Source organism: Amphritea balenae (assembly GCF_003858655.1).
Taxonomy (GTDB): domain Bacteria; phylum Pseudomonadota; class Gammaproteobacteria; order Pseudomonadales; family Balneatricaceae; genus Amphritea; species Amphritea balenae.
On the sequence record NZ_RQXV01000001.1, the window covers coordinates 738,277 to 760,988 of the forward strand.

19 protein-coding genes are annotated in these 22,712 nt (G+C 48.7%); 11 read left to right on the plus strand and 8 right to left on the minus strand.

The window, feature by feature from the left end:
* Positions 1-108: 108 nt before the first annotated feature.
* The 5 genes from EHS89_RS21310 to EHS89_RS03335 all read right to left on the minus strand — a co-directional run bounded on the left by EHS89_RS21310 (position 109) and on the right by EHS89_RS03335 (position 4,607).
* Positions 109-717: a porin gene (locus EHS89_RS21310; RefSeq protein ID WP_338080718.1), complete on the minus strand. Its 609-nt coding sequence runs from the start codon at positions 715-717 to the stop codon at positions 109-111.
* Positions 621-1,055 (minus strand): hypothetical protein, encoded by a 435-nt coding sequence (locus EHS89_RS21315; RefSeq protein WP_229753483.1) that lies wholly within the window; start codon positions 1,053-1,055, stop codon positions 621-623. The genes EHS89_RS21310 and EHS89_RS21315 overlap by 97 nt, the downstream gene beginning before the upstream one ends.
* Before the next feature lie 275 nt (positions 1,056-1,330).
* The gene (locus EHS89_RS03325) at positions 1,331-2,872 is read right to left on the minus strand and encodes a tripartite tricarboxylate transporter permease (RefSeq protein WP_124924673.1); all 1,542 of its coding nucleotides are present in this window, start codon (positions 2,870-2,872) and stop codon (positions 1,331-1,333) included.
* Positions 2,873-2,876: 4 nt separating this feature from the next.
* Positions 2,877-3,350: a tripartite tricarboxylate transporter TctB family protein gene (locus tag EHS89_RS03330; RefSeq protein WP_124924674.1), complete on the minus strand. Its 474-nt coding sequence runs from the start codon at positions 3,348-3,350 to the stop codon at positions 2,877-2,879.
* 273 nt (positions 3,351-3,623) lie between these two features.
* Positions 3,624-4,607: a tripartite tricarboxylate transporter substrate binding protein gene (locus EHS89_RS03335; protein WP_124924675.1), complete on the minus strand. Its 984-nt coding sequence runs from the start codon at positions 4,605-4,607 to the stop codon at positions 3,624-3,626.
* Positions 4,608-4,799: 192 nt separating this feature from the next.
* On the opposite strand from EHS89_RS03335, the gene EHS89_RS03340 reads away from it, so the two are divergent.
* Positions 4,800-6,419 (plus strand): ATP-binding protein, encoded by a 1,620-nt coding sequence (locus EHS89_RS03340; protein ID WP_124924676.1) that lies wholly within the window; start codon positions 4,800-4,802, stop codon positions 6,417-6,419.
* A gap of 14 nt (positions 6,420-6,433) precedes the next feature.
* Positions 6,434-7,126, plus strand: a complete 693-nt coding sequence (locus tag EHS89_RS03345) for a response regulator (protein WP_124924677.1) — start codon at positions 6,434-6,436, stop codon at positions 7,124-7,126.
* A gap of 83 nt (positions 7,127-7,209) precedes the next feature.
* On the opposite strand, the gene EHS89_RS03350 is transcribed toward EHS89_RS03345, so the two are convergent.
* Positions 7,210-8,037, minus strand: a complete 828-nt coding sequence (locus tag EHS89_RS03350; RefSeq protein ID WP_124924678.1) for a tetrahydrofolate dehydrogenase/cyclohydrolase catalytic domain-containing protein — start codon at positions 8,035-8,037, stop codon at positions 7,210-7,212.
* Between the two features lie 539 nt (positions 8,038-8,576).
* Between EHS89_RS03350 and ilvC the strand changes: the two genes are divergently transcribed.
* On the plus strand, positions 8,577-10,052 hold the full coding sequence (ilvC, locus tag EHS89_RS03355) for a ketol-acid reductoisomerase (RefSeq protein ID WP_124924679.1): 1,476 nt from the start codon (positions 8,577-8,579) through the stop codon (positions 10,050-10,052).
* Positions 10,053-10,264: 212 nt separating this feature from the next.
* On the plus strand, positions 10,265-11,695 hold the full coding sequence (modF, locus tag EHS89_RS03360) for a molybdate ABC transporter ATP-binding protein ModF (protein WP_124924680.1): 1,431 nt from the start codon (positions 10,265-10,267) through the stop codon (positions 11,693-11,695).
* 102 nt (positions 11,696-11,797) lie between these two features.
* Here the strand turns inward: modF and EHS89_RS03370 are convergent, their stop codons facing one another.
* Positions 11,798-12,727: a LysR family transcriptional regulator gene (locus EHS89_RS03370; protein WP_124924681.1), complete on the minus strand. Its 930-nt coding sequence runs from the start codon at positions 12,725-12,727 to the stop codon at positions 11,798-11,800.
* A 132-nt stretch (positions 12,728-12,859) separates the two neighbouring features.
* On the opposite strand from EHS89_RS03370, the gene EHS89_RS03375 reads away from it, so the two are divergent.
* Positions 12,860-13,264, plus strand: a complete 405-nt coding sequence (locus EHS89_RS03375) for a Rap1a family protein (RefSeq protein ID WP_124924682.1) — start codon at positions 12,860-12,862, stop codon at positions 13,262-13,264.
* A 190-nt stretch (positions 13,265-13,454) separates the two neighbouring features.
* Entirely contained in the window at positions 13,455-14,831 is a 1,377-nt protein-coding gene (gene nhaA / locus EHS89_RS03380) for a Na+/H+ antiporter NhaA (RefSeq protein ID WP_124924683.1), read from the plus strand.
* Positions 14,832-14,976: 145 nt separating this feature from the next.
* On the opposite strand, the gene EHS89_RS03385 is transcribed toward nhaA, so the two are convergent.
* The gene (locus tag EHS89_RS03385) at positions 14,977-16,044 is read right to left on the minus strand and encodes a TRAP transporter substrate-binding protein (protein ID WP_229753482.1); all 1,068 of its coding nucleotides are present in this window, start codon (positions 16,042-16,044) and stop codon (positions 14,977-14,979) included.
* A gap of 184 nt (positions 16,045-16,228) precedes the next feature.
* On the opposite strand from EHS89_RS03385, the gene EHS89_RS03390 reads away from it, so the two are divergent.
* The 5 genes from EHS89_RS03390 (at position 16,229) to EHS89_RS03410 (ending at position 22,649) form a co-directional block, all read left to right on the plus strand.
* A complete protein-coding gene (locus EHS89_RS03390) occupies positions 16,229-18,172 on the plus strand; it encodes an ATP-binding protein (RefSeq protein WP_124924684.1) in 1,944 nt (647 codons plus the stop codon).
* Entirely contained in the window at positions 18,169-19,524 is a 1,356-nt protein-coding gene (locus EHS89_RS03395; RefSeq protein ID WP_124924685.1) for a sigma-54-dependent transcriptional regulator, read from the plus strand. The genes EHS89_RS03390 and EHS89_RS03395 overlap by 4 nt, the downstream gene beginning before the upstream one ends.
* A 261-nt stretch (positions 19,525-19,785) precedes the next feature.
* The gene (locus tag EHS89_RS03400) at positions 19,786-20,766 is read left to right on the plus strand and encodes a TRAP transporter substrate-binding protein (protein ID WP_124924686.1); all 981 of its coding nucleotides are present in this window, start codon (positions 19,786-19,788) and stop codon (positions 20,764-20,766) included.
* A gap of 57 nt (positions 20,767-20,823) precedes the next feature.
* Entirely contained in the window at positions 20,824-21,342 is a 519-nt protein-coding gene (locus EHS89_RS03405) for a TRAP transporter small permease (RefSeq protein ID WP_124924687.1), read from the plus strand.
* Positions 21,342-22,649, plus strand: coding sequence for a TRAP transporter large permease (locus EHS89_RS03410; protein WP_124924688.1), 1,308 nt, complete (start codon positions 21,342-21,344; stop codon positions 22,647-22,649). Before EHS89_RS03405 ends, EHS89_RS03410 begins: the two co-directional genes overlap by 1 nt.
* Positions 22,650-22,712: the final 63 nt, after the last annotated feature.

Consider the following 22,712-nt stretch of genomic DNA (forward strand, 5'->3'; position numbering starts at 1 on the left):
AAGGGAACTAGCCGCGTAGCGGCGTTCTAGCAACTCTCGTAAAGCGAGGCATAAGGCACCTGTTACCTGAAGGGGGTGGTAACAGGCGCCTTACAGATCAGTTCAAAATCAGAACTTCATCTGCATCCCGACCAGGAAGCCCGGATCGGTATCATCGGCATCGTTATCACCGATTTCAGCAAACATGCTGACGCCTTTCTGCTGAGGGAACTTGTAAGTCACGTTAGCGTACCAGCCCGTCACGTCATCACCGGCTTCTTCATCACGGTTCTTAATACCCAGTGCAACCTTAGTCGTCTCAGCAATCGGGAAAGCCGTCACCAGCTTATAAACCTCTGCAGTATCATCCATGAAACCGTAGTCTGCCCCGAAGGTAGCAAAGCCAGCATCATATTCAACACCTACACCCCATGCCGAAACAGAATCAGAGCCGGCAGCCTGGTAGTTCTGATACGCGGCCATCAGATCCAGATCACCGACCGAAGTAGAGACAAACAGGTCAGCCGACTTATTACCGCCGCTGCTCGGGCTACCTTCAGCTTCCAGATCTGTAGAGACTGATACAAAGAGGTTATCGAACTGAGCATCCACACGAACAACATCGTCACCGGCATCATCATTCAGATCAAATACATCATCTTCGACAACGGTTTCGTAGGCTTTCTCAACACTGAACTTATCGCTGGAATAGTTCTGCTTACCAAACCGCAGATCAATATTGTCAAAAGCAGTCCCAGGTACGCCTCTTCTAACTTACCGCCATCGTCAGCCGAAGGATCGTTAGCCTTTTTATCGAAGCTGTAATCCAGCTGACCGAATGCCGCCATGTTATTACCCAGATCGTAGGTCAGGCGATTCTTAAGCTCCTGATCATCAAATTCCAGATCGATATCTTTATCTTCACCAATCTTCTGACGCAGCTGAACCTGCAGATCACCTTTCAGTTCATATTTCAGACCGTTGCTTTCATAGAGGTGGTTGCCTGTACAGAACCCGCCAGTGTCGCCGCAGCAATAGCTGTAGCTAAAACTACCTTCTTCATTATCAATCTCCACCTAGTATATGGATTACTTATTATGTTTTTGGCTTTGGATCAGACCTTGTCTGATATCCGTTGGTGCTCTTTATTAACAATTGGTGCTCTTGTTACAAACAGGTTAACGATCAATTAAATAGGTAAGAAGTTATTGAAAATAAAGGAGGGGGGTAAAGTCTTTAAAAGACTTAAATATCATTAAGTTCACATGCATAAAAAAACCGGCTTTCGCCGGCTTTATTTGTTAAAGGGGTTTTCTAGCAAGTCGCAAAGCGACGGTCTTATAAAGCTTTGCTAACCTTCGCCTTCAGTTACAGCAACTTCCGGGCCTTTGACAGCCCGACGGCCACGCAGGTACTCAAGAACGGGAGGCAGGCAAAGTACGATAATTGCAGTCAGGACGATGCCCAACGTCAGTGGACGCTCCCACAGGAAAGCTAAGCTACCATCAGAAATAACCAACGCCCGGCTCAGGTTAGTTTCCATCAGGCCACCAAGGATGAAGCCAAGCAGCATCGGCGCCATTGGAAAACTAAGCAGTTTCAGGAATATCGCAATCACCGTAATAATCGCCATCATATGGATATCGAAACTATTAAAGCTGACCAGATAAACCCCGGTAATTGAGAAGAACAGAATCAGCGGAATCAGAATCGGACGCGGAATAACCAGCAACTTCGAAATGTATGGGATCAGCGGCAGGTTCAGGATCAACAGCACCAGATTACCGAAGTACATGGAGATAATGACTGACCAGAAAACATCCGGGTTATCGATGAACAGACGCGGACCCGGCTGAATACCATAGGCAATCAAAGCACCCAGCATAATAGCGGTGGTTCCTGAACCCGGAATACCCAACGTTAATAGTGGCACGAAAGAGCCGGTAGACGCTGCATTGTTGGCGGATTCAGGCGCTGCAAGACCGCGCAGGGAACCCTTACCAAACTTGAGTTTCTCTTTAGCTGAAGCGATATTTCGCTCTAATCCATAAGCCAGGAACGATGCGATCGTTGCGCCGGCACCCGGCAGAACACCAATAATAAAGCCAAACACAGATGAACGGCCTATCGTAGGTGCAATTTCCTTAATCTCCTCTTTGCTCAGTTTCATGCTGCCGAGCTTGCTCATATCAACCTGTTCTTCTTCCTCTTTGTGCTGACCATTCAGAACGGTCATCACTACCTCAGTCAGAGCAAAAGTAGCCATCGCAAGCAACAAAAAGCTAACGCCATCGATCAGGTCGATATTGCCAAAGGTAAAGCGGGTCGCTCCGGAAGTGGTATCGGTGCCGACAGTCGCTATCATCAGACCGAATACGGTCATCATCAGAGCTTTGATCACCTGCCCCTTACCCGAGAAAGCGGCAACGGCAGTCAGGCCAAGGACCATCAGGGCAAAGTAATCGGTGGACTGGAAGCTCAGCGAAACTGTCGCCAGTGCCGGTGCCGCAAACAACAGCGCTATCGCGGCTATCGTTCCGCCGGTGAACGATGAATATGCAGCCAGTGCCAGCGCCTTACCCGCCTGGTTCTTCTGAGCCAACGGATAACCGTCAAATGCAGTTACTACAGTGCTGGCACAGCCTGGTGCATTGATCAGGATAGATGAGGTGGAGCCTCCAAATACTGCACCATAATAGACACCAGCCATCAGGATAATCCCTGATGAAGGATCGAGGCCATAGGTAATTGGGATCATCAGCGCGACTGCTGAGATAGGCCCCAAACCGGGCAACATACCAATAAATGTACCGGCGAAACAACCGACCACCACCATCAACAGGTTAAAGGGCATCACCGCAGTGGATAGCCCGGTAAATATTCCGTCTAACATCTGCTTATCCTCCGAACAATTGAGTTAACAGTTTGCCTGGTGCCAGATAGATATCCAGCAACTGAGTCAGGACAAACCAGATGCCTGCAGCGAATGGTACTGAGGCAAGCAACAACATTTTTGGCCGACGCTCACCCAACAACCAGTATCCTGATATCAGGAAAAACACAGTCGCCAGCATAAACCCAACCCAGTCCAGCGCCAGGGCAAACAGCACCACCAACAACAATAATTTAGCTACCAGCGGGAAGTCATACCCCTTAAGGCTGAGTTTGTGCTCTACACCTTTATCAGCGGTAAACAATAGACCAATAGATAAAATGCCACCGAGAGTCGCCAGCGCATATGGCAGAGTCTGCGCATGGAATGGTTCAAACTCGTCACCCGGCAACAACGCGATATCACCCGCGTAGTAACCGTAAACAACCGACAGGCACAGAAACACCAGTCCACCAATATGGTCTTTAGTAATAATCATGGGACGCTCCCGGACGGTGGAATATTCCGTCGTTACGATAAAAAATCTCCGGGGCCTGCCCTGCAGCAAATACAGGCAGAGGCATCAGACCTGACACAGTGATTAAATAATCAGCCCCGGAGAAAAGCAGCGATAAAACTTAGAATAGGAAAAACTATGAACAGACCCTCTACGCTTCAGCATGCCTTTTCGGGTGCTGGCTTACAGAAAACGCTTTGGGCCTACTCGCAGAACTCTTGCTAGTTAAAAGAAAGCTAGGTCCTTAAAAGAGACTTACTTCAAAAAGCCAAGCTCACGCATCAAATCACCGACCTCTTTCTCTTGCTGTTCCAGGAAGCTGATGAACTGCGCATCCGGCTTGAAGATCTCTACCCAGCCATTACGCGCCCGTACTGTTTCCCATTCGTCAGTCTGGTACATCTTTTCCAGAGTCTTAACGAACTCAGCTTTCTGACTGTCAGAGGTACCCGGAGCGGCAAAGAAACCACGCCAGTTAACGAAGGTAGCGTCGTAGCCCAGCTCTTTCAATGTAGGCACATCAGGTGCTGCTGCATTACGCTCATCACCGGTCATCACCAGAATCCGAACTTCACCCGCTTCTGCCAGTGCCAACGCTTCACTGAAGCCAGTTGAGAGCAACTGAGTCTCACCGGATAGCAAACCTGCCATCGCTTTACCGCCAGCATCATAAGCAACATAACGCACCTGACGTGCATCGCCACCGGTGGCTTTAAATGCCATCGCTGCGACTAAGTGATCCATACTCCCACGAGCAGAACCACCTGCGATCTTGATTGAACGTGGATCAGCTTTGTAATCAGCAACAACCTGTTCAAAGCTGCTGTACTTCGAATCTTTCTTTACTACGAAAGCGCCAAAATCACCAATAGTTGCAGCAACGGGCGTCAGGTCTCTGAATGACTGTGGGAAGACTTTAGACAGAGAACGGATCACGATCGGCGTGGAGTTAACCATCAGCGTGTCGGTTTTCTGTCCGGCGGTTTCGATCAGGTGAGCGATCGCTTTACCGCCACCACCACCGGACATATTTTCATAAGAGATACTGTCAACCAGACCCGCCTTGGACAGCGCCTCGCCGGTACCACGTGCGGTAGAATCCCAACCACCGCCGGCACCACCAGGGATCAGGAAGTGAACCGATTCAAGCGCTGCCACATGGAAAGATGCACTCGCAGTCAGACAGGTTGTCAGTGCTGCAGCAATCAAAGATTTTTTATTTACAGATTTACAGAACATCGGGTAATGCCTCGTTTTATTTTTGTGATGTCTGCAAGGTAGATGTTGAACGTTTCTAAATGAAGCTTATGAAATTAAAGGCTTTTTAAAGCATAAAATTCATTTTGTTCATAAAGTTCACGGGCCTTATCCGGTTCTATTGCTTACTATCTATACAGTAGGTTTAAAAGCATTTTGGAGCAGCAACAAAATATGAAGCAACCCCAGATAAAACCAGGCCGGTTAAAGCTGAAAAGCAGGATGATCCTTATCCTGGGAGTTATGGCGCTGGTGCAAACCGGTTTTATCGGTCTTTTCGCCCTGCATTATCTGGAGCGTTCCCTGGATGAACAGATCGGACAACGGGCACTGGATGTAGCTAAAACCATCGCCGCCATGCCGCAGATCGTCGACGCCGTTAAGCGGCGTGACATCGAATACCTACAGCCGGTCAGCTTGTCACTGGCGATTACGACCCGCGCCCGTTTTGTCGTCATTGGTGATAAAAGTGGTATCCGGCTGGCCCACCCTAAACCTGAGAAACTAGGCCACTCAATGGCTGATGATGATGGTGATACCGGCTATCAGGCACTGATACAGGGCCAGGGGTATATTGCAAAAGCGGTAGGTTCGCTGGGCTGGTCAATGCGGGGCAAAGCCCCGGTTGTTATGTCAGATGGCACTATTGTCGGACTGGTCTCTGTCGGTTACGGACTGGACCGGGTCAGCGAGATCATTAATCGTTACAGAGTCACCCTGCTACTGGTTATTCTTTGCTCCTTTATTCTCAGTGCGGTTATTGCCGTCTGGTTTGCCAACCACTTTAAGAAAGCGATATTCGGGCTGGAGCCAGAACAGATCGCCCGGTTATTTGATGAACAACGCGCTACGCTTGAGTCAGTACGGGAAGGCATTATCGCAATTAATAGCAATAGCGAGATCACAACCGTTAATCAGACAGCGATCGAAACCCTGGGCCTGCCTAAAGAGAGTAACCTGATCGGTCGGAAAGTCGATGAGGTACTCCCCGACAGCTCTATGCTGGAGGTACTCCAAAACGGAGAGCCGCAATATGATCGTGAAGTATGGCGTGGTGACTTTTGCATTATTGCCAACCGTTTGCCACTCAAACAAGGCGATAAAATTACCGGTGCAGTCTCCAGTTTTCGTCGTAAAGACGAACTGGATATGGTGAGCCAGAAGCTCACCCGTATCCAGCAATATGCTGATACCCTGCGCAGCCAGTCCCATGAATATTCCAATAAGCTGCATACTATCGCCGGACTGATCGAGATAGGTGCCACCGACGAAGCCCTCAACCTGATCGGCCAGGAATCTGCCAGCCATCAGGAACTGATTCATCTGCTAATGCGCGCTGTACCCGACCCTATTCTGGCAGGCTGTCTTTTAGGAAAGTACAACCGGGCCAGAGAGCTGGGCCTGAAACTGATTATCGACCCGGAAAGCGAAATGAAGCAGCTACCGGATTACCTGCCCCGTGAACAGCTGGTCACTATCCTGGGTAACCTGATCGATAATGCGCTGGAAGCGACACTGCGACAACAGGGCAGTGAAGGTGAAATTCAGCTATCGATGACTGACCTGGGCAACGATCTGATTTTTGAAATAGAGGATCAGGGAGAGGGGCTGTCAGAACAACAACAGCTACAAATTTTCGAAAAAGGCTACAGCAGTAAAAACAGCGAAGGACACGGTTATGGCCTGCATCTGGTACAAAGCCTGCTTCACAAACTCAATGGCAGTATCAGCATTGAAAGCACCCTTGCTGGCGGCAGCCGTTTCACTGTTTATATTCCTAAAAATAAGAACTAAAGAGTTATAAAAGCATGATTAAAGTTGTAATTGCCGAGGATGACCCACAGATCGCTGAAATACAGCGCCGCTTTCTGGATCGAATTGAAGGTTTTGAACTGGTAGGTATCGCCCACGGACTGGAAGAAGCCGAAGATCTGATCGAGATTTTACAGCCCAACCTGATACTACTGGATATTATGTTCCCTACCGGTACCGGGCTGGAGCTACTGCGTAAAATTCGTGCAGGCAACAGCAGTGTTGATGTCATCATGATCACCGCAGCCACAGAAGTGGAAACCCTGCGTGAAGCCCTGCATGGCGGAGTCTTTGACTACATCCTCAAGCCGCTAGTGTTTGAACGTTTACAGGAAACTCTGGCCAACTATCAACAACACCTGATCAAGTTCGAAGCACTGCAATCCCTGGCGCAAAGTGATGTGGATGATGTATTGCCCCGCACTACAAATACTCAGGAATCACCCGAGACATCAGCATCTCAGGCTCGCCTGCCCAAAGGGATTGATGGCCTGACCCTCGAGAAAATCCGCAAGGTCTTCAATAAACAGAGCCAAAGCCTGAATGCTGAGGAAGCCGGTGAAATCATAGGGGCCAGCCGCACAACAGCCCGCCGTTATCTTGAATTCATGGTCAGCCAGAATGAGTTAAACGCCGAAGTCAGCTACGGCACCGTGGGACGGCCCGAAAGACGATATCAGCGAAGCTGAGTAATACCTAAAGAAGAGTTGCTTGTTTTTCTGGCCAAAGGGGCAGTCAGATCCCCGCTATTCGGGCATAGCGAAGCAATTCGCTATGCGAGCAGCTCTGCGGATTCTAACGTCTGGCTGATCAACGCATTAATGGTCATAGGACCCACACCACCCGGCACAGGTGTCACCGCGGCAACACGGTTTTCCAAGCCATCTTTTTCAATATCGCCCAGGCCACCCTGATGGTAACCGGCATCAACGACGACTGCGCCATCTTTGATCCAATCGGCCCGAATCAGTTCGGGCTTACCTACCGCACCCACGACAATGTCAGCACGGCCAATCTGATCGGCCAGATCTTCTGTGCGTGAATGACAAATTGTCACAGTACAATTTGCATTAAGTAACATGGCAGCCATCGGCTTACCCAATATAGGGCTGCGACCTACAACCACTGCATGTTTACCTGACAGTTGAATATCGTAATGCTTTAGCAGTGTCATAATGCCTGCTGGTGTAGCAGAACCAAACGCCTGCTCACCCATCGCCATTCGGCCGAACCCCTGTGTGGTAACACCATCGACATCTTTTGTAATATCGATCGCATCAAAACAAGCCCGCTCATCGATCTGCGGCGGTACCGGATGTTGCAGTAGAATGCCGCACACCTGTGAGTCATTATTCAACTCATCAATCGTTGCCAGCAATTGTTCGGTCGTCGTCGTAGAAGGTAATTCAACACTGCGTGATCCCATCCCTACCCGTCCGCAGGCATTGATCTTCATCTGTACATAAGTCGCTGATGAAGGATCATCGCCCACCAGAATAGTCGCCAACACAGGTTTCTGCTCTAACAGATCAACACGCTGCTTTAACATCTGTTCACGCTGCTTCGCCAGCGCTTTACCATCCAGAATCTGTGCCGTCATCTCTTACCTCTGTTGCAATGGGCTTGGGGTTTTAAATTTTAGCCTGAGTGCTTACTAATGCAGATCAGCTAATACATACCTGCTAATGCAGATCAGCTAATACATACCTGCTAATACATGCCTGGCTATTAGTACCTGATAAGCAGTACTTAGCTAAAGGGTGTTAAGGATAACGATGATAGCCTGATAAATGAATAGTGGATTACAGAGAGCGCAGCAAGATTGCCTGAATACGGCAATTTTCACTGACACAGGTTATATAAAAGCGATGTGAGGATAATACAAAAACTACATTTCATTTTCTGCAACACTATCATGTAAATATATCAATATACGCAAGACAGGTTTTTCGTTAGAGTACGCTTATTATTTTGGCAGCTGCATATTTAGTTATCGGTATAACTCTGCGTATAACTACCTGTATAATATGCGCCTGCCTGAGTTTGAGCCCTGTAGAATGCACAACATCTACAAGGTAATAAAAGAATTTTTCAGTCGTCCCAGCTAGGTGATGACTTAATTAAACGGAACTATCAGATATGTCTAATAACTACTTCAATACGCTGCCACTGCGTGAGCAACTGGAACAACTGGCTAAGTGCCGCTTCATGGATATTTCTGAGTTTCCAGACGGCGTAGAAGCGCTGAAAGGCAAGAAAATCGTTGTTATCGGTTGTGGCGCACAGGGGCTGGCACAAGGTATGAACCTGCGTGACAGCGGTTGTGATGTTTCTTACACACTGCGTGCTGCTGCCATTGAAGAGAAGCGCCAGTCCTGGAAGAGCGCTACTGAGAACGGTTTCGTTGTTGGTACTTATGAAGAGCTGATCCCTACTGCTGACGTAGTACTGAACCTGACACCTGATAAGCAGCACACACCTGTTGTTAACGCTGTTATGCCGCTGATGAAAGAAGGCGCTTGCCTGTCTTACTCTCACGGTTTCAACATCGTTGAAGAAGGCATGAAGATCCGTGAAGATCTGACTGTAATCATGGTTGCACCTAAGTGCCCAGGTTCAGAAGTTCGTAACGAATACGTTCGTGGTTTTGGTGTTCCTACCCTGATCGCTGTTCACGAAGACAACGATCCTAAAGGCGAAGGTCTGGCTCTGGCTAAGGCATACGCTGTTGGTACCGGCGGTCACAAAGCGGGCGTTCTGATGTCCTCTTTCATCGCTGAAGTTAAGTCCGACCTGATGGGCGAGCAGACTATCCTTTGCGGCATGCTGCAGACTGGTTCTCTACTTTGCTTCGACAAGATGGTTGAAGAAGGTATCGACGCTGGTTACGCATCTAAGCTGATTCAGTTCGGTTGGGAAACTGTAACTGAAGCACTGAAATACGGCGGCGTTACCAACATGCTGGATCGTCTTTCTAACCCAGCTAAGATCAAAGCATACGATCTGTCTGAAGAGCTGAAAGTAATCATGCGTCCTCTATATAACAAGCACCAGGACGACATCATCGATGGCACTTTCTCAAGCACTATGATGACTGACTGGGCTAACGATGACGTTAACCTGCTGGGCTGGCGCGCAGAAACTGCAGAAACAGCATTCGAAAAGACTCCGGCTGGCGATGTAGAAATCTCTGAGCAGGAATACTTCGATAACGGTATCCTGATGGTTGCTATGGTTAAAGCGGGTGTTGAACTGGCATTCGAAACTATGACTGCTGCGGGCATCATCGCTGATTCTGCATACTACGAGTCTCTGCACGAAACTCCACTGATCGCTAACACTATCGCACGTAAGAAGCTGTACGAGATGAACGCTACTATCTCTGATACTGCTGAATACGGTTGCTACCTGTACAACCACGCTTGTCTGCCTCTGCTGGCTGACTTCATGAAGGACATCAAGACCGACGTTATCGGTAAGGGTCTGGATCTGGAAGACACTGGCGTAGACAACGCTCGCCTGATCGAAGTGAACGCTGCACTGCGCGCTCACCCGGTTGAAGCGATCGGTACTACCCTGCGTGGTCACATGGCTGACATGAAGAAGATCGTTTGATAACGATTCTTACTTCTTAGAAAGAGGCTGGGCTTAATCGCCTGGCCTTTTTTTTAGAGCTTATTTTTTAGGCCTGTTTTATAAGCATTTTATCGAAACTCATAAATGCACCTAAATATGCGTTCTTAAATACCTGCTTATAAAACACGCTTAGCCAAACACCTGCTTGTTATACGCTGATGCCGGATAACTAATAATTGAGCTTATGACCTATGAACATTCGCCTGGACAACCTAACCGTTAATTTTGACGACCGCTTTCAATTAGACCAGATCAACTGGCAGTTGGACGACAGCCAGCACTGGGTCGTCACTGGCGCTAACGGTTCAGGCAAATCTGCGCTGGCGGCAGTATTAGCCGGCGCCGGTGAAAACCTGTCGGGTAGTATCGAAGGCCTGCCTGCGAAAGTCGGTCTTGTCTCGTTTGAAGCTCAGGCTGAGCTGATCGAAGCCGAGCTGAAGAAAGATGACGCCGATATCATGGACGTTATCGCCGAAGGTACCCCGGTCCATGAGATCCTCAATCCCGGAAACAGCAATCAGCAACTAATCGACGAGCTGGTCGAGAAGTTCCAGCTGCAATCATTAGTCGACCGGGCGTTTCGTAAGTTATCCACCGGGGAATCCCGCAAGGTTATGCTGATTCGTGCGCTGGCCAGCGAACCGGATCTGCTGGTACTGGACGAACCCTTTGACGGACTCGATGCCCACACCCTTGAGATGCTGCAAGAGTACCTGGCGACACTGGTCGAGACCGTGCCGATGGTGATGGTACTGAACCGCTTCGACGAGTTCCCCGACTTCATCACCCATATCGCTTACGTTGATCATGGCCGCCTGCAACACCAGATCGATCGCAGTGACGAAACCGCGTACAACGAGCTGTATAAGCTGCTGCACCTGAAGACTACCGATCTGGCAGTACCCGGTGCTGACCCTGATAATGATATCCCTCGCCTGGATTCCAACCAGCCGCTGGTACGCCTCAACGGTATTAACATCACCTACGATGGCCACAAGATCATCGACTCACTGGACTGGACCATCGAACGCAACCAGCACTGGCAGCTGAGTGGTCCCAACGGCAGCGGCAAGACGGGTCTGTTGTCGCTGATCACCGGTGATCATCCGCAATGTTACGTAAACGATATCTTTGTATTCGGTTTCAAGCGCGGCAGTGGCGAAAGCATCTGGCAGATCAAACAGTTTATCGGTTATGTCTCCACCGCCCTGCAGTGGGAATACAAAGTCGGCACCGGCCTGCGTAACGTCATCATCTCAGGTTTTTACGACAGCATCGGTCTGTATACTAAAGCTACCGACAAGCAGAAACAGATCGCCGATGAATGGCTGGCCCTGTTAGGCATGACCGACCGTGCCGACACCCCATTCAACAAACTATCCTACGGTGACCAGCGCCTGCTGTTGATCGCCCGCGCCATGGTCAAACACCCACCGCTGCTGATTCTGGATGAGCCATGTCTGGGTCTGGATGATATGAACCGTCAGTTGGTTCTGGCCCTGATCGAAAAGATCTGCGCCGGTAGCGAGACATCAGTGCTGTATGTGAATCACCATCCGGAAGATCAGATTAAGGGAATCGAAAACTATCTGGCTCTGGAGAAACGAGAACCTGGCAAGTAATAAAGAGGTATTCTGCAAGAGTGGCCAGAACGTCACTCTGTAACACAATAGAACGACAGGCTCCCCTGTCAGATTAAATCTGCTCAGATACCTGTCGATCTTTTAAGTGTTCAGTTCATCCAGACTATCTATGCTGCTGTTCTTTGCGACATAGTCCATAAAGGTTCGTGCCACGACAGATAGCTTCTTCCCCTTCAGGCTGGCCAGGTACCATCGGGTGACTATCGGTAGCTGCTCAACATCAAGCTGAACCAGGCCGCTACTGCCACCAAAAGCAAGGGTATGACTGGAGAGTATCGACACCCCAAGGCCTGACATAACCGCGTGTTTAATCGCTTCATTACTCTCAATCACCATCCGTACATTCGGTTGGATAGCCAGATCTTCAAACTGCTTTTCAATGGCATCCCGGGTGCCTGACCCCTCTTCACGCATCAGGAATGGTTGCTCAGCAAACTGCTGTAACGGCACCTGATCCAGGCCAGCCAGGGGGTGATCTTGTGGCGCTATCGCTACCAGCGGGTTGGGCATAAAATCCTGCAGATCCAGTTCACGATTTTTAGGTGGGTGACTGAACACGTAGAAATCATCTTCACCGTTTTCCATCCAGTCGATGATCTGTTGCCGGTTGCCCACTTTAAAATCTACATCGATATCCGGGTAATGCTTAAGAAAATCGCCCAGTAGATGGGGGATAAAATATTTAGCGGTGGTGACTACTGCCAGCCTCAGTGTCCCCGACTTAAGACCTTTCAAATCTGCCAGCTTCATATCCAGCTGCTCAAAACAGCCCATAATCTCTCGGGTACTTTTCACTACCTCTTCACCGGCCTGAGTAAACACCAGTTTACGGCCTACCTGATCATACAGTGGCGCCCCAACTGCATCCGACAGTTTTTTCAACTGCATAGAGACGGTAGGTTGTGTGAGAAAAAGCTGTTTTGAAGCACCGGTAACAGAACCGGTTCTATGAACGGCCAGAAGGATCTCCAACTGACGCAGGGTACCAAGCCGAGCATGAAAGCGGGACATATTTTTCCTATTTCAATACATAGATAAATATCTATATACTTTATAGCTAATATCGATTTTTATCTATTTTAAAAAAGATTGATAATTCTCTGTCGTTACTCTGTGACAGCATGGAAATAAAGGAGAATCACCTTGAAAAAAATCAACTGCATTTTATCCCTGACGATCTGTTTGGGCATAGGTACTACCCCGGCAATGGCTATGGAAAAAAATTCCGGACAGATCAGTAAAGACTATGTTGCGGGCTTTCTTGCCGGAGCACGACTTACCGACGGCGAAATCATTGAACATATCAAAAAAACCGATGATAGCAGTTCCGGATTTCTGGAGAGGGCATTCAAAACCCGGTTAGGAAAACAGCCGTCCTCCGTTCCGGCAACCTACTATGCCGGTTTCTGCATACCAGATGATAAACCCCATGCATCCATCGTCAACAACATTATCGATCAACTTAAACTAGTTGAGCCTGGTCAGAACAGTTCACCAGAATCTATGGTTTACCGGGCAGTTAAGATGCGATATCCATGCAACTATTAAACGTACTTAATCGGGGGGCTCGGTTAAGGTGGCAATAGAACTACCCGAAATAATTCAACGACAACGTTATAACAGGCTTTCCAGCCCAGATTCACTGATATAAGCTGGGCTAGTCAGCCTGGATGCCAAGACTAATTGGGCGCAACAGACAATTGATCGAACAATTGAATACATGAGTACGGAGTTGAGAATGAGACGAATACGCAGGAATGCAGGCCAAGAGTATATCGCGCCATGGGAAAAAGCATTCGATACTGTTTTGACACCTCTCGAAGAATTTATTCACCGGCAGACCACCAGTGGTATTTTACTGATGTTGTTTGCGGTTCTGGCACTGGTGATTGCCAATACTCAGCTCAACGAGCCTTACCATCATTTCCTACAGTCCTACCTGACCATTGGTATGGACGGTTTTCAACTGTCTAAATCCCTGCACCACTGGATAAACGACGGTCTTATGGCGTTGTTCTTCCTCGTTGTAGGTCTGGAACTAAAGCGCGAACTGCTGGTAGGCGAACTTGCCAACGTTAAGCAGGCACTCCTGCCGATCATAGCGGCAGTTGGCGGTATGCTGGTACCAGCACTGATTTACGTCGCCATTAATCCAAGCGGACACACCCTCAATGGCTGGGGTATACCGATGGCAACCGATATCGCGTTTGCATTGGGTGCACTGGCCCTGCTGGGCAACCGAATACCTAAAAACCTGCTGATGTTTCTGGTCGCCCTGGCAATAGTTGATGACCTGGGTGCGGTTATCGTAATCGCTCTGTTCTACACCGAAACCATCAACTTCACTGCCCTGATGCTGGCCGGATTCTTTATCTTTGCCCTGATCTGCCTCAACCTGGGTGGCGTGAGACGAATGTTGCCCTATCTGCTAATCGGCACGCTGCTCTGGATCGCTATGCTTAAAAGTGGCGTTCACGCAACACTGGCGGGGGTGTTACTGGCCTTTACCATTCCGATGAAACCCAAATACAACCCACAGCGACTGCTCTCACTGATCCAGGATAGTTCTGAGCAGATTAAAAGTGCGTTCAGACAGAACGAAAACATTATCGTCAATGATGCCCTGAGAGCCCGGGTCCGGGCACTGGGTGAAGGGATCTTCAAAGTACAGGCACCAGCCCAGACTCTGGAGCACAAACTACACCTGCCATCCGCGTATCTGATCATACCGATCTTTGCCCTGGCCAACGCTGGTGTACCCATCGAATGGTCTGAAATCGGTAGTGTTATGACCCATCCGGTTGCGCTGGGTATAGGCGCAGGCCTTGTACTGGGCAAACTGATCGGTATTGCAGGCTTCACCTGGGTGGCAGTAAAAATAGGGGTAACTGAACTGCCTAAAGGCCTTAATTTTAACCACATTATCGGCGTCGCCTTCATGGGCGGTATCGGCTTTACCATGTCGATCTTTATCGCCGAACTGGGCTTCGCCCAACACCCGGAAGACCTGCTGATGGCTAAAACAGGTATCCTGTTCGCCTCGCTGATCGCCGGTCTGATCGGCTTCGTCTGGCTCTGGCTGAAAGCCAAAAAAGAAGAGGATCCGGCTGAATAATCCGGACTCAAAGACAAGTAAAAAGGGCGCCGATGGCGCCCTTTTCTGTTCCTAGCAGGAAAAAATACTTTCTGTTCTAGCACCGCTTAGTCGGATCTTAGCAAGCGCCGTTGTCACGTCTAGCAGCCGCAAAGCTGCTTTCTAACTACTGATTTAAATCTTTCGCCTCAGCCCTAAGGTCGAGCACCTTACCGACTGTCCGATTCCAGTTAGCGGCGCATTCAGGGCCGCAACGTTCAGCCCAACGCGGCAGGATAACCTCCGTAGCCACTTTATTTCGCACCCTCAGGTCGGACACAGACGGCTCTACTAACTTCATATTACCGACTTCTCCAATAGAACATGGCCCATCTGACAAACATGCCAGAGCAATGGCATCTTCAGTGGCGGTTTCCTGCCACATACTTTTGGTTAATGCTGAAAGTTCATTTTGCAGAAGAACCTTCTGTTCTTCACTCAACAGATTCCACTTATTCATATTCATTGCACCGAATGCCAGCCCCCAGCCTACCCGCAGGGTAAAGCCATGGGAGGCAACTTTGTACAATTTGCTGGTATATGCTGACATCGTGCCGGTAATTACGCAGTCAACGATGCCTTTTTCGAGAGCATCGGGCACATCTTTATAAGGCACACTCACAGGAACAGCGCCAACGCCTTCGACAAAATCCCCCAGGGTGGTCAGAAATACCCTTATCCGTTTCCCCTTCAGGTCTTCAATACTGCTTATCTGACTATTACACCAGAGCATCTGGCTCGGAAACGGGTACAACATCATCAACTTTGCATTGTACTTTTCAGCAAAGGCGCGCTCCAGAGTTGGGAAATATGCATTCGCCACTTGTTTCTGAACATCAATATCCTGTACCAGTGACGATAGATCTGCACCTTCAAATATCTCACTTTCAGGAACAACATAACCCGGTAAACCAAAAGCGAAATCAAATACACCATTTTTTACCAGGCGCATGATTTCATAGCCCTGCAAGCCCAGCTCGGTGTGCGGCTTTATCTCACCAACAATTTGTCCGTCACTGACGTCTGCAATACGCTGATTCCAGAAAGGCCCCTCGTGCTTTTGATAATTAGTAAAGTAATCCCAGGTACCTACAGCCTTGATGATGATAGTATCGTTCGCCGCAGCGAAACCGCTGAAAGCGGACGCCATCAAGCAGAAAAAAAGTGATACTGAGTATGCTTTTATTGTTTTCATAAACACCGGCTTAATCGACCGCCTGAATAATGTATAAGTGGTTTTTTAGGGTAACGTTAATTATAGCGCTTGCCTATTACTGCTTGCGCAAGCAGGTTACGGCAGCTGTTTTGCCGTCGCATAATTGCTAATTAATCGCCGAAATGACTATGATGCAACATAAATCAATCAAGGCATCACTTATATGAGAAGCAAGTATCGGCTGGGAATTCGCGGCCGTTTATTCTTAGCGTTTGGCGCATTAAGTGCTCTCACCCTACTTGCCAGTATTGTCAGCTGGGCATCATATAACCGTCTGGGCGACGAATTAAACCACGTGGTTGAAGGTAATATACACACCCTTAGCCTGATGACTGACCTTAAAGAACGGGGCACAACCATTACACTCACGGCCCCTACTCTGTTAGCGGTTACAGGTGAATCGAACCGTCAATTCATTCGCCAGGATCTGAACCTCAATATCAAGATGATGGCCGATTTGCTGCCACAGATTTCATCAGTTACCCAGGATCATCAGGCACAGAAAATTCTTTCAGAACAGATTAAAACACTCAATAACACGCTGACTGAACTGGATACTAATGTCATCCAGAAGCTCGAAATACAACAGAAAAAAAGCGCAGAGAACCAACGTCTCAGATGGGTCGCATCGAGTTTTCTCAGTGATATAAACAGGCTCATAGAAGATGAGCAGCAATACCTGTTCAGCCTGTTTAATCAGGAATCGCCAGATTCATGGATCACGATGAACAACTTTGGCAAAGATGTTGTCAGCACGATTAATTCTGATTTGCAGCGGCTGTACCGTATCAAGGCCGATGTAAACCTGCTGATAAACCTGGTCGACCGGGCTCAACATTTGCCAGACCTTAACTCTTTGATAGCAACACAAACCCATTCCGATGAGATTATTCAGCGGATTAAACAAGACATTGAAGCGGTGGGAAATTTACGTGGCATTCAGGCCCTGAAGCAGACCATCATCAATATCGTTTATCTGACCCGGGGGGAGAACAATATGTTTACCATCCGCAGTAAGGAACGCGCCATTTTACAGTCAGGGGAGTTATTGCTCAGCCGTATAAGAGAAGAGTTGGGGATTTTGAATCAGCAGATTAAGCTCCAAACCGATCAGACCGAAGCCGCTGCCCAGATCTCCGCACAAAACGCCCGGGAGACCATTAAGAAAGGCCGTATCTGGATGCTGTTAATGGTTGCCGCCAGTTTAATCTTCTCAATTCTGATTGTCTGGCTCTATGTTGGCCGGAATATGGTAGGCAGAATTACCAGCCTCGATGCCAGTATGCGTTCGATCGCCAACGGCAACCTGGAAGAGCAGGTACAGGTTAAAGGTAGTGATGAAATTGGCACTATGGCGCGCTCACTGGTCAGCTTCCGGGATCAGATAAGCGCCCAGCAGGAAGAGTTGGTTCAGGCAGGTAAACTGGCGGCGCTCGGCCAGCTATCCGCGGGTATTGCCCACGAAATTAACCAACCGCTATCGGCAATCGGGCACTACTCACATAATGGCTTACGTCTGATGAAATCAGGCCGGTTGGATGAAACAGAGAAAAACCTGAACCAGATATCTAACCTAACCAAACGGGCAACCACCATCATTACGCGCCTTAAGTCACTGGCCCGCAAGCAGCAGGAAAACCTGGTTATGGTCGATTTGCGCCTGGTGCTGGATAACGTGCTGTCGATGCTTGAAGGGGATGAGGTTAGGAAGCTCACCACAATAGACGTGAGTTTTGATAGTGATCAGAGTCTGGTAAAAGCCGATCAGGTGCAACTTGAACAGGTTGTGCTTAACCTGATCACCAATGCACTGGATGCGATAAACAATCAGCCAGAAAAACAAATAACGATTAAATGCCAGCATATTCAGGACCGGTTTGATATTCAGGTTAGTGACAACGGTCCGGGAATCAGTCGAGAATTACGAGAGCAGATATTCGAGCCGTTTTTTACTACCAAACGCCGTGGACAGAGCCTGGGCCTTGGCTTGTCCATCTCCTATAACATTATCAAAAGCTTTGGTGGCCGACTCACCGTTGCAGATGAATCTGCCAACGGCGCATCATTTTGTATCCAGTTACCCGAATACCGGAGAAGTAAGTCATGAACTCAGCCCTAGCTGATGGCCAGGTAATTATCATTGATGATGAGGAAATAGTCCGTGAATCTATGACTCAGACACTGCAACTCGAGGGCTATGACGCGATAGCATTTGAAAACCCTCTGAGCGCGATAGCGCAGTGTTCAATGAGTTGGCAAGGAGTCATTATCTGCGATGTGCGGATGGATATCATGGGCGGACTTGAGGTGTTACAAAAGATCCTCGAAATTGATTCGGAGATCCCGGTAATCATGTTTAGTGGTCATTCAGATATCGCCATCGCGATTCAGGCAATACGTCTGGGCGCATACGACTTCCTGGAAAAAACCGATGACCCTCAACACCAGATTAATACCGTACAGCGGGCTTGGAAAAAACGTCAACTGGTGCTTGAAAACCGCTGTCTGCGCCAGGCGATAGAGGGACAGCACGAAATTGATAATCGCCTGGTGGGTCAAACGCCGGCCATCGTCAGGCTGAGAGAAACCACTTTACAACTGGCGCAGGTCGATGTGGATCTGATTATCAATGGCGCAACGGGCACCGGTAAAGAGGTTGTGGCGAAGTGTCTGCACGACTTCAGTCCCCGTGCTGAAAAGCCTTTTGTTGCGCTTAACTGTGGTGCGGTAACGGAATCAGTCATTGAAAGCGAGCTGTTTGGTCATGAAGCCGGGGCGTTTACCGGGGCCAATAAAAAGCGGATTGGAAAAATAGAGTACGCCAGTGGCGGCACTCTGTTTCTGGATGAGATAGAAAGTATGCCGGCTTCACTGCAGGTGAGACTGCTACGGGTATTACAGGAGCGAACTCTGCAACGGTTAGGCGGCAATGCCACTATCGACATTGATATCCGGGTTATTGCAGCATCCAAAGTGAACCTGCGCGACTCTGCGGATCAGGGAACATTTCGGGAAGATCTATATTACCGCCTGAATGTGGCAAGTATCGAGATCCCCAGCCTGGATCAGCGTAAAGAAGATATTCCGGTGCTATTCAGCCATTTCGTCGAACAGGCTAATCAACGCTTCGGCCGTGACAGCCGACCTATACCCGAGCAACTGTTACGGCAGTTACGTACGCAGAACTGGCCCGGTAATGTGCGGGAATTACGTAATGCTGCAGAGCGTTGGACTCTGGGTCTGTCGATCGGGGCAGATACTGATACTGCGCCGACCAGCAATGATGGAAGCCTGGATGAACTGGTCGACAGCTATGAACGTGAACTTATTGCAGCAGCTCTCATGGCCAATAACGGTCAGGCCGAACTGACCGCTGAAGCTTTAGGGATACCACGTAAAAAGCTTTATCTGAGGATGAAAAAGCATGGTCTCGAACGGAATGACTTTATCAAAAACTAGTTTGTAATGCGGCTTATCTCATTAGGTAACTCAATAGGTAACTCGTCAGATAGCTGAATGAGTTAATACTGACTCAGCAAGACCACTAAGGTTGAGTCAAAACTGACCCACAAAAGAGATTAAAGCCCAAACCAACTAAACATAATCCTTTGTTTTATAAGCAATAATTTTTAATTTTCAGGTCTGGTACAAGGTTTGCAATTTATCAGGGTAGCAAATGCCTTTGGTATCGCTAACAAACTATTGATCTGGAGAATAATAATGAAATTTGTACCTAAGAAAACCGCCGTCCTGCTAGCATCCCTACTGACACTGGGATCGGCAGGCAGCGCTTTAGCAGAGACTAAGTGGCATATGCCTACCCCTTATGGCGATGCTAACCTTCCTACACAGATCGCCCACCAGTTTGCTGAAGAGATCAAAAGTAACACCGCAGGCGATCTGGACATCACGGTTCATTCCGGCGCTTCGCTGATCAAACACCCTGAAATTCCTCGTGCCGTAAAAACAGGCCAGGTGCAGCTGGGTGAAGTCTTTATCGGCATCATGGGTAACACCCACCCGGTCTTCAAACACGACAACATTCCTTTCTTAGCCACCACTTATGACAGTGCAGAAAAACTCTGGAATGCGGCTAAGCCTGAAGTTGAAAAGCAGCTTAACAAAGAGGGCATGATGTTGCTGTATACCGTGGCATGGCCTGCTCAGAGCCTGTATACCAAAGCACCGGTTAACTCTTTAGCCGATCTGAAAGGCTCAAAAATGCGTGCCTACAGCCCTTCAACTTCGCGTCTGGCTGATCTGATGAATACCTCTCCAACGACCGTTCAGGTGCCAGAAATTCCTCAGGCATTCAGCACCGGTATTATCGATGCGATGATTACCTCGCCTTCGACCGGCGTTAACGGTCAGGCCTGGGATTACCTGAGCCACTACACCGATGTCCGTGCCTGGATCCCTAAAAACGTTGTGGTTGTAAATAAGCGCTCTTTCATGCGCCTTGATAAGAAAACCCAACAGGTCATTCTTGCAGCGGCAGCCAATGCCGAAGTGAAAGGCTGGGCAGGTGTTCGTGGTAAAGCACAGGAAGATACTAAGACTCTGGCTGAGAAAGGTATCGTGGTGTCAAAACCTTCTGCCGAGCTGATGGCTGAGCTGAATAAGATCGGCGCCACCATGATCGAGGAATGGAAAGCAGAAGCACCTGAAGTTGAAGCAATACTGTCTAACTTCAACCAGTAATATTCGTCGCAACAGGTCCTGCTGATTCAGCAGGACCCATTTAAGAGGTTTATTATTATGCGCTCTCTACTCGATAAGCTTTATCTGGCATCAGGGTACTTGTCGGGGTTCTGTATTGTCCTGATTACGTTAATCATTACCGCACAAATTGTCGGTCGGTTGTTTGGCTTTATTGTGCCTTCAGCTGAAGATTTTTCCGGTTACGCTTTGGCCGCCGCTACCTTTTTTGGCCTTGCTTATACCTTTCGTGAAGGCGGACATATCCGGGTTACTCTGGTTATCCAGCACTGGACTCGCGGCTCACGCTACATTCAAGAGTTACTGGTACTGTTTTTTGCACTGCTGTTAGTCAGCTTTATGTCTTTCTACTCAATCCATATGGTCTGGGAATCATATATTTTTGAAGAGGTCTCCTCAGGCTATATATCAATTCCGATCTGGATGCCTCAGGTGCCTGTTGCACTGGGTATTGTGGTGTTAAATATTGCCGTCCTGGATGACGTAATTGCTCTGATTAAGCGCCATACCCCTTCTTATAAAGCCCATGAAGGCGAGCTTCATCTGGAGGAAATCTAATGGATATTACAATTATTGGCGTTTCTCTGGCGGTATTTATGCTGCTTATGCTGGCGCTGGGAGTCTGGGTTTCACTGGCTCTGTTTGGCGTTGGTGTTCTGGGCCTGCTTCTGTCAGGTAACGATCAGATCGGTTTGCTTTTTGCGACCTCAACCTGGGGTGCCAGCACCTCCTGGTCCCTGACAGCTCTGCCGTTATTTATCTGGATGGGAGAGATTCTTTTTCGCACCCGGTTGTCTGAAGATCTTTTTAAAGGTCTGTCACCCTGGTTGAGTGGTTTGCCAGGAAAACTACTGCACGTAAACGTTCTTAGCTGTGGCATTTTTGCTGCGGTTTCTGGCTCTTCCGCTGCAACTGCCGCGACCATCGGTCGTATGACTTTGCCAGAGCTCAAAGCTCAGGGATATAGCGACCGTATGGCGGTGGGCACCCTGGCCGGTTCAGGTACCCTGGGACTACTCATCCCACCATCCATTATCCTGATCGTTTATGGGGTTGCTGCCGAGGTATCCATCGGTCGTCTGTTCATCGCTGGCGCACTGCCGGGTTTGTTGCTGGTAACTTTGTTTATGGGCTACACCTCTATCTGGGCACTGCTGAATAAAGACGAGTTGCCTAAGCACGATAAAACCCATGTCTCTTTTGCTGAAAAGATAAAAGCGCTACGACTATTGTTACCGATAATGGGCCTGATCGGGTTTGTCCTGGGCTCAATATATGGTGGTTTAACCACGCCGACTGAAGCGGCTGCTCTGGGTGTTGTCGGCGCATTGTTCCTGGCTGCCGTTACCGGTTCGCTGGACAAGTTCAGCTTCGGTGAAAGCCTCACCGGGGCAGTTAAAAGCTCTTGTATGATAGGTATGATTCTAGCGGGCGCTCACTTCCTGACTCTGGCTATGGGCTTCCTTGGGATTCCCCGGGCGCTGGCTGAGTGGATCGGGCATATGTCACTTTCTCCAGGTCTTCTGCTGATTTACCTGACAGTACTGTTCGTCGCACTGGGCTGTTTCCTGGATGGTATTTCGGTGGTTGTACTAACCGTTGCCGTTGTCCTGCCAATGGTGCAGCAGGCGGGTATCGATCTGCTTTGGTTCGGTATCTATATCGTTCTGGTTGTCGAGATGTCTCAGATCACCCCCCCGGTCGGTTTCAACCTGTTCGTCATTCAATCACTAACCGGTAAGAACATTCTGTATGTAGCTCGCGCTGCATTGCCGTTTTTCCTGCTGATTTTGTTTGCCGTTATATTGATCTATCTGTTCCCAGAGATCGTCACCCACTTACCAATGTCCATGAGCCAACGATAAGTTAAAGAGGGCCGCAACGATGCAATGTTACGGCTCTCGGTTTTATCCATATCAGCTAAATCT